The following is a 13,954-nucleotide window of genomic DNA, read 5'->3' as shown; positions in this document are numbered from 1 at the left end:
TTTTCAATGAGCGCTCATAGCGAAGAGGCCCCCGAATTGATAGAGGCGGTACCGACCGTGCTGGTGGCGGGCGCGGATGCGGCCGGCCTGCGCCTCGACCAGTGGCTGGCCGCAAGCCTTGGACCGGACATGTCACGCAGCCGCGTGCAGATGCTGATCAGGCAGGGCGCGGTCTCGGTCGACGGCAAGCCTGTCGACGAGACCAAGCGCAAGATGGCGCCGGGCGAAAGCGTGTCGGTTACCATGCCGGAGCCGGAGCCGGCGGAGCCGCAGGGCGAGAACATCGCGCTAGACGTGCTCTATGAGGACGACGAGCTGATCGTCATCAACAAACCGGCCGGGCTTGTCGTGCACCCCGGCGCCGGCAACTGGACCGGTACGCTGGTCAACGCGCTGATCCATCATTGCGGCGACAGCCTTTCCGGCATCGGCGGCGTCCGGCGGCCAGGCATCGTCCACCGCCTCGACAAGGAGACCAGCGGCGTCATGGTGGTCGCCAAGACCGACCGCGCCCACAAGTCACTGTCCGAGGCTTTCGCCGATCACGGCCTGACCGGCGATCTCGAACGTGCCTATCTGGCGCTGGTCTGGGGGATACCGCAGAGGCCGGCCGGAAGGGTCGACGCGCCGCTCGGCCGCGCCGCCGACCGGGTGCGCCGTGCCGTGGTGCCGGAAGGACGCGACGACGCCCGCCATGCGGTCACCCACTTCGCCGTGCAGGAGCGCTTCGGCGAGAACCAACAGGAGTTCGCCACGGCCAGCCTGGTCGAATGCCGGCTGGAAACTGGCCGCACCCACCAGATCCGTGTCCACATGGCGCATATTGGTCATCCCGTGGTCGGCGACCCCGACTACGGCCAGGCCTTCCGCACCAAGGCCAACCGGCTGCCCGAACCGCTGAAAAGTCAGGTCAAGGCATTTCCCCGGCAGGCTTTGCATGCCTGGCTCCTTGCATTTCGCCACCCCACTACCCATCTAACGATGAGGTTCGAGGCGCCGTTACCGGGGGACATGGAGGAACTCGTCGGCGGCTTCCGCAAACTCTGAACCCTCACCAACAAGCCTTAAAAAACCTGACAGAGATTGTTCACTTCACCGTGACACACTGTTTCGTGTTGAACAAATGCCTGTCTTTTCTGGTTTTGTTCCTGTATAAGATCTGATGTCGCGGGCGAGCCTTTTGGTGCTCGCGTCACATGCCCGCCGCGTTTCGGGGGCATCACTCCAATAGAGAGGGGGCGCTATCATGGCCCAGTCACTACCCAGTATCGTTTCCGGCGAAGGCGGCCTCAGCCGCTACCTGGAAGAAATCCGCCGCTTTCCCATGCTGCAGCCGCAGGAAGAGTACATGCTCGCCAAGCGTTACGCCGAGCATGAAGACACCTCCGCTGCGCACAAGCTCGTCACCAGCCACCTCAGACTCGTCGCCAAGATCGCCATGGGCTATCGCGGCTATGGCCTGCCGATTGGTGAAGTGATCTCGGAAGGCAATGTCGGCCTGATGCAGGCCGTCAAGAAATTCGAACCCGAGCGTGGCTTCCGCCTCGCGACCTATGCCATGTGGTGGATCAAGGCCTCGATCCAGGAGTACATCCTGCGCTCGTGGAGCCTGGTCAAGATGGGCACGACCGCCAATCAGAAGCGCCTGTTCTTCAACCTGCGCAAGGTGAAGGGCAAGATCCAGGCGCTGGACGACGGCGACTTGAAGCCCGACCAGATCGCCGAGATCGCCACCAGGCTGAACGTTTCCGAAGCCGAGGTGGTGTCGATGAACCGCCGCCTGTCGGGCGACGCCTCGCTCAATGCCCCGATCCGGGCGAGCGAAGGTGAGTCCGGCGAGTGGCAGGACTGGCTGGTCGACGACCACGAAAGCCAGGAAGAGATGCTGATCGAGCAGGACGAGCTGGAAAACCGGCGCGGCATGCTGTCGGGCGCTCTTGCCGTGCTTAACGAGCGCGAGCGGCGCATCTTCGAGGCCCGTCGCCTCGCCGAGGAGCCGCTGACGCTGGAAGAGCTGTCGTCCGAGTTCGACATCAGCCGCGAGCGCGTGCGCCAGATCGAGGTGCGCGCCTTCGAGAAGGTGCAGGATGCGGTCAAGGCCGCCGCCAAGCGCCAGATCCAGGCGCTGCGCACGATTGAGGCGCAGCCCGCGGCGTAAGGTTAGCTTCGGTTACAAAAATCAAAGCGGCGTCAGGAAACTGGCGCCGCCTTTTTTGTAGCGGACTGCAATGGTGGTTGGCGAAAGCGAAGGCGACATCCGATCTCCCCCTTGCGGGGGAGATGTCCGGCAGGACAGAGGCGGGTGTGAAGGATCGCTACTTTTCGGCGTCAGTCACCCAACCGAAAGACTGAAGGCACAACCACAATTAGCTGACAGGTTGGCGGGACAGCACCCCCCTCTGCCCTGCCGGGCATCTCCCCCGCAAGGGGGAGATTGGCAACTTCGCCAACAGCCCCTCAAAGCCCATCCAGCGGAAACTTCAGGTACCGCCGGCCATTGGCTTCCGGTTCCGGCAGCCGTCCGCCATTCATGTTGACCTGCAGCGCATGCAGGATCAGCCTTGGCATCGGCAGCGTCCTGTCGCGCGCCTCGCGCAAGGCGACGAACTCGGCCTCGCTGCGCGCGGCGACGAGATGGATGTTGGTTGCCTTCTGTATGGCGACCGTGCTTTCCCACGAGGGCTCGCGGCCGCCGGCCTGATAGTCATGGCCGACGAAGACGCGCGTCTCGTTCGGCAACGCCAGAATGTCCTGGATCGAGCGCCAGAGCCGCGCGGCACTGCCGCCGGGAAAGTCCGTCCTCGCCGTGCCGCTGTCGGGCATGAACAGCGTATCGTGGACGAAGGCGGCATCACCGACCATATAGGTGATCGAGGCCAGCGTGTGCCCGGGCGAGAACAGCACCTTGACCGGAAGCGTGCCCACCTGGAAGGTTTCGCCTTCACCAAATAGCCTGTCCCACTGCGAGCCGTCCGCGGGGAAATCCGGCCAGTTGTAGATCGCCTTCCACAGTTTCTGGACCTCGACGACCCTGTCGCCGATTGCTGTCGGCGCGCCCGTCTTCTCTCTCAGGTAATGCGCCGCCGAAAAATGGTCGGCATGCGGATGGGTATCGAGGATCCATTCGACGCTCAGCCCCTGCTCGCTGACGAAGTCGAGCAAGGCGTCGGCATTCGTCGTTGCCGTGGCGCCGGATTTCTCATCGAAATCGAGGATCGGATCGATGATGGCGCAGCGTTTCGTCGCCCGGTCGGCGACGACATACTGAATGGCCCCGGTCGGCTTGTCATAGAAGCCGCTGACCTGCGGCCTGGCCAAAGCTACGTCCAATTCCGGCTTCCCCAACTCTCGGTCGTCAGGAATGATTTTCTCTGGCGACACCCGAGAGGAGCATGGTTGTCCGCTCGGGTGCGGCAGTCAAGTATCACTTGGCTCGCAAGGGCGAGAAGGCCAAAGATCGTTCCGAAGCGCCTGGGATCAGGCCGATGGCTGCTTGGTCTTCCGCAGATAGGGCAAAATGGTCTCGTAGGCGCCGAAGCGCTTGATCGCGTCTTCGTTGGAGACAGCAGCGGTGATGATAACGTCCTCGCCCTGCTTCCAATTCGCCGGTGTCGCCACCTGGTGCTTGGCGGTGAGCTGCATGGAATCGACCGCGCGCAGGATCTCATCGAAATTGCGCCCCGTGGTCATCGGGTAAGTCAGCACCAGCTTGATCTTCTTGTCAGGTCCGATGACGTAGACCGAGCGCACCGTGGCATTGTCGGCCGGCGTACGGCCCTCCGACGTCTCGCCGGCACCGCCCGGCAGCATGTCGTAGAGCTTGGCGACCTTGAGGTCCTTGTCGCCGATCAGCGGGTAGTTCACCGAATGACCGGTCGCCGTCTTGATGTCGTCCTGCCACTTGCCGTGACTTTCGACCGGATCGACCGAAATGCCGATGATCTTGACATTACGCTTCTTGAACTCGCCTTCGAGCCCCGCCATCGTGCCAAGCTCGGTCGTGCAGACCGGCGTGAAATTCTTCGGGTGACTGAACAGGATCGCCCAACCGTCACCGATCCAGTCATGGAATTTGATCGTCCCTTGCGTGGTCTCGGCGGTAAAATCCGGCGCAATGTCGTTGATACGAAGGCTCATGGTACATCTCCCCTGTAAACGGAACCGTCGGCAGCGAGGAACAGCACGCGGCAATCACGCCGACATCAAGCTGTCCCGCCCGGCATCGTTGCATCTTAGCGCAAAAATCGTGGCTGCAAGATAATATGAAACTCTTGTCGGCGGCAGGCGAGCATTTTTATGCTGCCGAATACGCTGCGCGCGTATGAGAGCCTGTTGGGCTGGACAGGAAAGGTTCCTGCCTCAGGTTTTGTTGACCGCCAGCGTCACAGCCAGGTCTTCCATGCGCTGTGCCAGCGCGCCGAGCGCGTTGGTCAGCACGCTATCGCTTTTGTCGGCCTTGGTCAGAGCCTCGTCGCGGGTCTTGCGCAGGGTCAGCACTTCGCTTTCCATGCCCTTGACGCGTTTCTGCAACTCCGAGAGTTCATCCATCACCATGATGCCGGCCATCACGGTCAGTCGCTGATCGCCGATCTCGCCGAACGAGTCCTTCAGGTGTGAAACATAGCGGTCGAAGCGTTCGGCAAGGTCGATCAGATGCTCTTCCTGGCCCTCGTCGCAGGCCATGCGATACTGCTTGCCGTCGATTGAAACCGTGACCTGTGCCATCGGGGCCAGCTCCTATCTGTCCAACACGGCGCGGATGGTTTCCATGGCGGTCACCAGCCGTCGCGACACTTCCTTGTTGGCGTCTTCCAGCCGTTCGGCGCGCGCTTCGGAATTGTCGAGTTCCTGTGCCAGCCGGGAGCGGTCGGCATTCATCCGCTGCACTTCGGCCTCGGCTTCCGAGTAATCGCGTTCATGCTCGAGCTTGGCCGCGACAGCGTTTTCCAGCCCCTCGATGGCCTTGCCCAGCCTCGCGATGACTTCCTTGAGTGTGGCTTCCCCGGTCATGGCCTTCGTCCTGTGCCCTGCCCATCACCGAATCGTTCACGTTCAGAACGCGTTATCCCTGAAACATTAGGCACCGGGTGAAGGCAACGTCAACAAAGCTCTCGCGACTGTCCCCTGCTAACGCTAATGCAGACCCGCCGCCGGCATCACAAGGCCGGCAAATGTGCACCCGATTTGTTGACTAAAAGCGCGCGCCTGCTATGTGTCGCGCACCCTTTTCAAGGGCTCTCCCAAGCCCCCAAACCCCCACTTCTGGAGGAACCATGACGTCGCGTGAACAACATGACCGGATGGCCAATGCGATCCGCTTTCTCTCCATGGACGCCGTCGAGAAGGCAAATTCCGGCCATCCGGGCCTGCCCATGGGCTGCGCCGATATCGCCACGGTGCTGTTCACGCGCTTCCTGAAATATGACCCCAAGGCCCCGCACTGGGCCGACCGCGACCGTTTCATCCTGTCGGCCGGCCATGGCTCGATGCTGCTCTATTCACTGCTGCATCTGACCGGCTACGAAGACATGACAATCGACCAGATCAAGCACTTCCGCCAGTTGGGCTCGAAGACTGCCGGTCACCCTGAATATGGTCACGCCACCGGCATCGAGACGACAACCGGCCCGCTTGGCCAGGGTCTCGCCAATTCGGTCGGCTTCGCGCTCGGCGAGCGCATCATGAACGCCGCCTTCGGCAACGACCTCGTCGATCACTACACCTATGTGCTGGCCGGCGACGGCTGCCTGATGGAAGGTGTGTCCCAGGAAGCCATCGCGCTTGCCGGCCATCTCAAGCTCAACAAGCTGATCGTCTTCTGGGACAACAACGACATTTCGATCGACGGTCCGGTCTCGCTGTCCGACAACACCGATCAGGTCGCCCGCTTCCAGGCCTCCGGCTGGAATGCCAGCCACATCGACGGCACCGATCCGGAAGCCATCGCCTATGCCATCGAAGCCGCCCGCCATTCCGACAAGCCGACCATGATCGCCTGCAAGACGACCATCGGCTTCGGCGCGCCGACCAAAGCCGGCACCAACAAGGCGCACGGTTCGCCGCTCGGAGCCGACGAGATCGCCGGCGCCCGGAAGTTCTTCAACTGGGATTCGCCGCCCTTCGAGATTCCGGCCGACATCCTCGACGCCTGGCGCACCGCCGGCAAGGCCGGCGTCAAGGCACGCACCGACTGGGAAGGCCGCCTGGCCAAGGCCGATGCCAAACTGAAGGCTGAGTTCGAGCGCCGCCTCAGCGGCAAGCTGCCGTCCAATTTCGACGCCGTCATCGCCGATTACAAGAAGAAGCTCTCGGCCGACAAGCCGAAGGTCGCCACCCGCAAATCGTCCGAGATGGCGCTGGAAGTCATCAACGGCGCCGTGCCCGAGACCATCGGCGGCTCCGCCGACCTGACCGGCTCCAACAACACCAAGACCAGCCAGACCAAGAACATCACGTCGGACGACTATGGCCAGCGCTATGTCCACTACGGCATCCGCGAGCACGGCATGGCCGCCGCGATCAACGGCCTGACGCTGCATGGCGGCCTCATCGCCTATGGCGGCACCTTCATGTGCTTCTCCGACTATGCCCGTCCGTCGATGCGGCTCGCCTCGCTGATGGGCATCCGCTCGATCTTCGTCATGACCCATGATTCCATCGGTCTGGGCGAAGACGGCCCGACCCACCAGCCGGTCGAGCATCTGGCCGCATTGCGCGCCATTCCCAACCACAATGTCTTCCGCCCGGCCGACGCCGTGGAAACCGCTGAATGCTGGCAGATCGCCCTGGAGTCGGAAAAGACGCCGTCGACGTTGGCGCTTACCCGCCAGAACCTGCCGACGGTACGCAACGAATTCGTTGCCAACAACTTGAGCAGCCAGGGTGCCTATGAGCTGGCTGCCGCCAGCGGCGAGGCAACGGTGACGATCTTCGCCACCGGCTCCGAGGTCGAGATCGCACTCGGCGCCCGCGACCTGCTGGAAAAGCACGGCCATCCCACCCGCGTCGTCTCGGTGCCCTGCTTCGAACTGTTCGACCAGCAGAGCGACGACTACCGCAAGAAAACGATCGGCAACGCGCCAATCAAGATGGCGATCGAAGCCGGCATACGCCAGGGCTGGGATCATCTGATCGGCTCCGACGGCATCTTCGTCGGCATGACAGGCTTCGGCGCCTCGGGCACTATCGAGCAACTCTATCCGCATTTCGGCATCACCGCCGAAGCCGCGGCCAAGGCGGCGGAAGCCCGCCTGCATAACAAATAGGTTCAAGGTTCGGCGAAATCGCGTAAGGCGGTCTCGCCGGGCCGGCCCAATTTAATCGATTTAAATCCACGCCACTGCGGCTGGATTCTTTCTGCTTCCACAGCTATGAAACTGCGGACCCCTCATCCGCCCTCCAACTCCCAGGGAGAGAATAATGACCGTCAGAGTTGCCATCAACGGATTCGGCCGCATCGGCCGCAACATCCTTCGCGCCATCCATGAATCTGGCCGCAAGGACATCGACGTCGTCGCCGTCAACGACCTCGGCCCGGTCGAGACCAACGCGCACCTTTTGCGCTACGACAGCGTGCACGGCCGCTTCCCGCATGAAGTCTCGGTGTCCGGCGACCAGATCACCGTCGGCAAGGAGACGTTCAAGGTCACCGCGATCAAGGATCCGACGCAGCTTCCGTGGAAGGAACTCGGCATCGACATCGCGCTCGAATGCACCGGCATCTTCACCGCCCGCGACAAGGCAGCCTCCCACCTGACCGCCGGCGCCAAGCGCGTCATCGTCTCGGCTCCGGCCGAAGGCGCCGACCTTACCGTTGTCTACGGCATCAACCACGACCAGCTGACCAAGGACCACATCGTCATCTCGAATGCCTCCTGCACCACCAACTGCCTGGCCCCGCTGGCAGCCGTGCTGCACGAGACGGTCGGCATCGAAAAAGGCATGATGACGACGATCCATTCCTACACCGGCGACCAGCCGACGCTGGATACCATGCACAAGGATCTCTACCGCGCCCGCGCCGCTGCCCTGTCGCAAATCCCGACCTCGACCGGCGCGGCCAAGGCGATCGGGCTGGTGCTGCCCGACCTGAAGGGCAAGCTCGACGGCATCTCGATCCGCGTGCCGACCCCGAACGTCTCGGTCGTCGACTTCAAGTTCATCGCCAAGCGTTCGACCACGGTGCAGGAGATCAACGACGCGGTGATCGCCGCCTCCAACGGCAAGCTGAAGGGCATTCTCGGCGTCACCCATCACCCGAACGTGTCGATCGACTTCAATCACGATCCGCGCTCCTCGATCGTTGCGCTCGACCAGACCAAGGTGATGGACGGCAACTTCGTTTCGGTGCTGTCCTGGTACGACAATGAATGGGGGTTCTCCAACCGCATGGGCGACACCGCGGTCGCTTTCGGCAAGACCATCGCCTGATCGCAAAGCTTTCTTTTCGAGACCTGAAACGCCCGGCTTTGTCCGGGCGTTTTTCATGAGGGCGGCTTGCGCCTTTCCAAATTGTGTCCTGGACGCCAAAACATCCAAAAATCAGCGGCATAGGCCAAAAAGCCACCCTGCCGCCTTGCACTGGTCACGTCTTCGCCCCACTCTCTCGCAAAGCAGGAGACAGACGAATTTGAGGGGCTGATTTCAGGATGGAGCATGCGATCTATCTCGTCACGCTGGTCGGCACAGCGCTTGTCGTCGCCGCCGCGTTTTCGAGCCTGATCGCCTTCCGCTTCGGCGCCCCTCTTCTGCTCCTGTTTCTCTGCATTGGCCTCGCCACCGGCACCGACGGACTCGGTATCCAGTTCGACAACGCCCGCATCGCTTATTTTGCCGGCTCACTGGCGCTGGCCGTCATCCTGTTCGATTCCGGTTTCGGCACGCCGCTCAACGCCTTGCGGCAGGCTGCAGGCCCGGCTTTGTCGCTGGCGACCTTCGGCGTGCTTGTCACCACCGGCCTGTTCGGCGTCGCCGCCCATTATCTGCTCGATCTCACCTGGCTGGAATCCTTCCTGCTCGGGGCTGCCGTCGCCTCCACAGATGCGGCGGCCGTGTTCTTCCTGTTGCGAGCCGGCGAGATCAATCTGCGCGAACGCGTGCGCTCGACGCTGGAGGTGGAATCCGGCACCAACGACCCGATCGCCATCTTCCTGACCATCACGCTGGTAGAGATCATCGCCGCCCACGCCAACCCCGAGACCAATGTTCTGGTCACCAGCCTGTTCCTCGGCTTCCTCCTCAATATGGGCCTCGGTGCAATCGTAGGCGTGCTGGGCGGTCTCGCCATCGTGCGCCTCGTCGACCGACTCAATCTCGACCACGGCCTGCTGCCGATCTTCGTGCTGACCTTGTCGCTGATGGTGTTTGCAGCAGCCGGCGCCATTGGCGGCTCAGGCTTCCTGGCGGTGTATATTGCCGGCCTTATCGCCGGCAATTCCGACATCCGAGCCGTCACCATCCTCAAGCGTTTCCAGGACGGCATGTCGTGGCTGGCGCAGATCATCATGTTCCTCATCCTCGGCCTGTTCGCGACGCCGTCGCAGTTTCCGGCGATCATGGTGCCGGCGGTGCTGCTCGGCCTGTTCCTGATGTTCGTGGCGCGGCCAGTCGCCGTCTGGCTCTGCCTGATCCCGTTCCGTCTGCCGCGCCCCGAAGTCGCCTTCATCTCGTGGGTCGGCCTGCGCGGCGCGGTGTCGATCCTGCTCGCCATCACCCCGCTGCTCGGCGGCCTGGAAAACGGCCGTGTCATCTTCAACACCGCCTTCATCATCGTGCTCGTGTCGCTGGTCATCCAGGGCTGGACGGTCGGACCGCTGGCGCGCCGCCTCGGCCTGATCGTACCGGCACGGCTCGGACCGCTGGACAAGGTCGAGCTGGAACTGCCGGGCTCGGCCCATCACGAGCTTCTCGCCTATCGCGTCGCACACGGCAGCCCGGTGGCGCGCGGCGAGCGCATCCCGCGCTGGGCACGGCCCTCGCTGGTGCTGCGCGACGGCCGCTCGATGCGCTTCCAGGACATGGGCCGGCTCGCCGCCGGCGACCAGGTCTATATTTTCGTGCCGGACCGCTATCCGCGCCTGCTCGACAAGCTGTTCGCCAGCCGTGCCGTGGTCGATCCCCAGGATGCCGATTTCTTCGGTGCCTTCGCGGTCGACCCCGCGCGCTCCGCCGCTGAACTGGAAGCGGCCTATACGCCAGGCCTGACCGAAGCGGAGCAAAAGCTCACCGTTGGCGCGCTGGTCACGGCGCGGCTCGGCGGCCATGCCGAATATGCCGACCGCGTCCTGCTCGGCCCGATAGAACTGATCGTCCGCGACGTCGACGACAAGGGCAAGATCATAGGCCTCGGTCTGTCTTTCGAGCCGACCGCGCCGGTGGCGCGGGTGCCGGTCTTCCTCAGCGCCGGCGAAATCGGCGACCGTCTTTCCGCCTTCATCCGCAACTGGCGCAAGCCGACCGAGACGCAGGAGACCGAGGCGCGGGCGGACGAAAAGCCGGCCCCGGAGCCAGCGCCTGAAAAGGCAGCAACCGAAAGCTGACAAAACCGCTATTGAGCGCTGCCATTCATCCGCCCCGCCGGCGCAAGATCGTACCCACTTCAAAATTTCGGTTCGAGCGCGCCCTAAGCCTTGCATCGTCACCGATGCGGGGTATGGTCCCCCGGTTTTTCGCGAAAGGAACCCGCATGGCCGCCTTCAAGACACTCGACGATATCGGCAACATCAGCGGCAAGCGCGTGCTGGTGCGCGTCGACCTCAACGTGCCTGTCGCCGACGGCAAGGTCACCGATGCCACCCGCATCGAACGCATCGCACCGACTATCGCCGAGCTATCGGCCAAGGGCGCCAAGGTCATCCTGCTCGCCCATTTCGGCCGGCCCAAGGATGGCCCCTCGCCCGAATTCTCGCTGGAGCCTATCGCCAGGGCGACAGCCGACGTGCTCGGCCGTCCCGTCGGTTTCGCCTCGGATTGCGTCGGCGACACGGCCGGAAGCGCCGTCGCCGCCATGAACAAGGGCGATGTGCTGCTGCTTGAAAACACCCGCTTCTACAAGGCCGAGGAAAAGAACGATCCGGCCTTCACCGAAAAGCTTGCCGCCAATGGCGACATCTTCGTCAACGACGCCTTTTCCGCCGCGCACCGCGCCCATTCGTCGACCGAGGGGCTGGCGCATCTGTTGCCGGCTTTTGCCGGCCGCACCATGCAAGCCGAGCTTGAGGCGCTGGAGAAGGGCTTGGGAAAACCGGTTCGTCCGGTCGTCGCCATTGTCGGCGGCGCCAAGGTCTCGACCAAGATCGATCTGTTGATGAACCTGGTGAAGAAGGTTGATGCCCTCGTCATCGGTGGCGGGATGGCCAACACCTTTCTTGCCGCGCGTGGCACCAATGTCGGCAAATCGCTGTGCGAGCATGATCTCGCCGCGACCGCCAAGCAGATCATGATCGAGGCGGCCGAGGCCGGCTGCGCCATCATCCTGCCGGTCGACGGCGTCGTCGCCAGGGAGTTCAAGGCGGGCGCGGCCTGCGGGACCGTCGCTATATCGGATGTGCCGGCCGACGGCATGATCCTCGATGTCGGCGCCAAAACCGTGACGGCCATCGGCGAATGGATCGACCGCGCCGCGACACTGGTCTGGAACGGCCCGCTCGGCGCCTTCGAGATCGCGCCCTTCGATCATGCGTCGGTGGCAGCTGCCAAGCACGCGGCGTCGCGCACCAAGGCCGGCAAGCTGGTCTCGGTCGCCGGCGGTGGCGATACGGTGGCGGCGCTCAACCATGCCGGCGTCGCCGACGACTTCACCTATGTCTCGACCGCCGGCGGCGCTTTCCTGGAATGGATGGAAGGCAAGCCGCTGCCCGGCGTCGACGTCTTGAAGCGCTGAGGCTCCGAGGCGATCAACACTCGGAGAGCGAACAAGGCCGCCCGAGGCTTTCAATCGATTCGAGCTTTCCGATGCCATTCCTTTGGCGGTAGACTTCCGTTAAGCGCGGAACAACCGTTTCAGGAGAAGCCACAATGAGCGAACGTCTCGAAGACATTGCCGCTGCGATCGTCGCCGATGGCAAGGGCCTGCTGGCCGCCGACGAAAGTTCGGGCACCATCAAGAAGCGCTTCGACGTCATTGGCGTCGAATCGACAGCCGACAGCCGCCGCGATTACCGCGAGATGATGTTCCGCACCAGGGAGGCAATGACCCGCTACATCTCCGGCGTCATCCTCTATGACGAGACGATCCGCCAGAAGGCCGCCGACGGCACGCCGCTGGTCGACATCATCAAGGCGGCCGGCGCCATCCCCGGCATCAAGGTCGATGCAGGCGCCAAGCCGCTGGCCAGGTTTCCCGGCGACACCATCACCGAAGGCCTCGATGGCCTGCGCGAGCGCCTTGCCGACTACTACAAGCTCGGCGCCCGCTTCGCCAAATGGCGCGCGGTGATCGACATCGATGTCGCCAAAGGCGTGCCTTCGGGGACCTCGATCGGCTCCAACGCCCATGCGCTCGCCCGCTATGCCGCTCTTTGCCAGGAAGCCGGCATCGTGCCGATCGTCGAACCGGAGGTGCTGATGGATGGCGCCCACGACATCGACACATGCTACGAGATCAGCAAGGTGATTTTGCTCAAGCTCTATAGCGAACTCTACGCGGCGCGCGTCGTGCTGGAAGGTACTATCCTGAAACCGAACATGGTGCTGGCCGGCAGGAAATCAGGCAAGGTGAGTGGCCCTGAAGAAGTCGCGGAAAAGACTATAAAGCTGTTCCGCGAAACCGTACCGGCAGCCGTGCCGGGCATCGCCTTCCTGTCCGGCGGCCAGGAGGACGAGGAAGCGACCGCCAACCTCAACGCCATCAACGCCATCGGGCCGCACCCGTGGAAGCTGACCTTCTCCTATGGTCGCGCGCTGCAGGCCGCGCCACAGAAAGCCTGGAGCGGCAAGGCCTCGAACGTCGCCGCCGGTCAGGCTGCCTTCACCCATCGCGCCCACATGAACCATCTGGCAGCGCTCGGAAAATGGAAGGCGAGCCTGGAACAGGCCGCCTGACCACAGTCCTTTCTTCCTCCTTCGAACCCGGGCCGATGCGCCCGGGTTTTTTGTTTGTGACTTGCCGGGCTTGGGGCGGAGCCTCTCCGTCCTTATTTCCTCTCGGGCGATGTCGGGTTGTGCTCATCCCGAACGTCCTTGGAATGACACTTCAGGGAGAGGTTCATGCATCGCAACAAGGTCGTTTCGCGCGAAGACCGGTTCCAGGCGCACAAGGCGCATCTGGCGCGCGAGAAGGAACTGACGCGGCTCCGCGAGCGGATCGCGGCTGAGCGGCGTGAATTGCCCTGGCTGAAGATCCGGAAGGACGATGTCTTCGAGACCGGGCAAGGGCCGAAGAGACTGGCCGACCTGCTTGCCGGCAACAGCCAGCTGATCGTCTATCACTTCATGTTCGGGCCGGGCTGCGTCAATCATTGCGAGGGCTGCTCATTCCTTGCCGACCATATCGACGGCGCCAATCAGCATCTGCGGCATCACGACGTGTCGCTGGTCGTGGTTTCGCGCGCCCCACTGGCGGAACTTCTGCCTTACAAGCAGCGCATGGGCTGGAAGTTCGACTGGGTGTCGTCCTATGCCTCGGATTTCAACTTCGACATGCAGGTCTCCTTCACCGACAAGCAGATCGCCGCCGGCGACACCACCTACAATTTCGAGACCCGTCCACGGACATCGAAGGAGCTTCCCGGCACCAGCGTTTTCTACCGGGACGAGACCGGCGACATCTTGCTCACCTTCATGTCGCGCGCCCGCGGCGGCGAGGCGCAGATCGGCGCCTACGACTATCTCGACATGACGCCGAAGGGCCGCAACGAGAACGGCCCCTATCACGGACTGATGGATTGGGTGCGGCTGCACGATGAATATCATCAGGGCAAGCAAGCGGGGCAGGCGAGTTGCTGCGATTGAAGAG

The 13,954-nt window shown here is 63.1% G+C and carries 12 protein-coding genes; 8 read left to right on the top strand and 4 right to left on the bottom strand.

Annotated features, from left to right (window positions below):
- The first annotated feature begins 6 nt into the window (after positions 1-6).
- Positions 7-1,047, top strand: coding sequence for an RluA family pseudouridine synthase (locus NKJ11_RS21360; RefSeq protein WP_352611782.1), 1,041 nt, complete (start codon positions 7-9; stop codon positions 1,045-1,047).
- Between the two features lie 199 nt (positions 1,048-1,246).
- Positions 1,247-2,158 (top strand): RNA polymerase sigma factor RpoH, encoded by a 912-nt coding sequence (gene rpoH, locus NKJ11_RS21355; RefSeq protein WP_352611781.1) that lies wholly within the window; start codon positions 1,247-1,249, stop codon positions 2,156-2,158.
- Between the two features lie 299 nt (positions 2,159-2,457).
- On the opposite strand, the gene NKJ11_RS21350 is transcribed toward rpoH, so the two are convergent.
- The 4 genes from NKJ11_RS21350 to NKJ11_RS21335 form a co-directional block, all read right to left on the bottom strand.
- Positions 2,458-3,330: an MBL fold metallo-hydrolase gene (locus tag NKJ11_RS21350; protein WP_352611780.1), complete on the bottom strand. Its 873-nt coding sequence runs from the start codon at positions 3,328-3,330 to the stop codon at positions 2,458-2,460.
- 147 nt (positions 3,331-3,477) lie between these two features.
- Entirely contained in the window at positions 3,478-4,137 is a 660-nt protein-coding gene (locus NKJ11_RS21345) for a peroxiredoxin (protein ID WP_127260439.1), read from the bottom strand.
- Positions 4,138-4,359: 222 nt separating this feature from the next.
- Complete coding sequence (locus NKJ11_RS21340; RefSeq protein ID WP_128305871.1) at positions 4,360-4,725, bottom strand: cell division protein ZapA; 366 nt, start codon at positions 4,723-4,725, stop codon at positions 4,360-4,362.
- Between the two features lie 12 nt (positions 4,726-4,737).
- A complete protein-coding gene (locus NKJ11_RS21335; RefSeq protein WP_013529251.1) occupies positions 4,738-5,010 on the bottom strand; it encodes a DUF4164 domain-containing protein in 273 nt (90 codons plus the stop codon).
- Between the two features lie 263 nt (positions 5,011-5,273).
- On the opposite strand from NKJ11_RS21335, the gene tkt reads away from it, so the two are divergent.
- From tkt to NKJ11_RS21305, 6 genes are all read left to right on the top strand, one after another.
- A complete protein-coding gene (gene tkt / locus NKJ11_RS21330; RefSeq protein ID WP_352611778.1) occupies positions 5,274-7,265 on the top strand; it encodes a transketolase in 1,992 nt (663 codons plus the stop codon).
- Positions 7,266-7,419: 154 nt separating this feature from the next.
- A complete protein-coding gene (gene gap / locus NKJ11_RS21325) occupies positions 7,420-8,430 on the top strand; it encodes a type I glyceraldehyde-3-phosphate dehydrogenase (RefSeq protein WP_352611777.1) in 1,011 nt (336 codons plus the stop codon).
- A 218-nt stretch (positions 8,431-8,648) separates the two neighbouring features.
- On the top strand, positions 8,649-10,538 hold the full coding sequence (locus NKJ11_RS21320; RefSeq protein WP_352611776.1) for a potassium/proton antiporter: 1,890 nt from the start codon (positions 8,649-8,651) through the stop codon (positions 10,536-10,538).
- A 146-nt stretch (positions 10,539-10,684) separates the two neighbouring features.
- Positions 10,685-11,881, top strand: coding sequence for a phosphoglycerate kinase (locus tag NKJ11_RS21315; RefSeq protein ID WP_352794231.1), 1,197 nt, complete (start codon positions 10,685-10,687; stop codon positions 11,879-11,881).
- A gap of 134 nt (positions 11,882-12,015) precedes the next feature.
- Positions 12,016-13,041: a class I fructose-bisphosphate aldolase gene (locus NKJ11_RS21310; RefSeq protein ID WP_023810964.1), complete on the top strand. Its 1,026-nt coding sequence runs from the start codon at positions 12,016-12,018 to the stop codon at positions 13,039-13,041.
- 165 nt (positions 13,042-13,206) lie between these two features.
- Positions 13,207-13,950: a DUF899 domain-containing protein gene (locus NKJ11_RS21305; protein WP_023810963.1), complete on the top strand. Its 744-nt coding sequence runs from the start codon at positions 13,207-13,209 to the stop codon at positions 13,948-13,950.
- Positions 13,951-13,954 lie beyond the last annotated feature (4 nt).

Source organism: Mesorhizobium sp. M0243, from assembly GCF_040321775.1.
Taxonomy (GTDB): domain Bacteria; phylum Pseudomonadota; class Alphaproteobacteria; order Rhizobiales; family Rhizobiaceae; genus Mesorhizobium.
The sequence above is the reverse complement of the archived record's forward strand: the minus strand, read 5'-3'. Positions and strand labels throughout refer to the sequence as shown.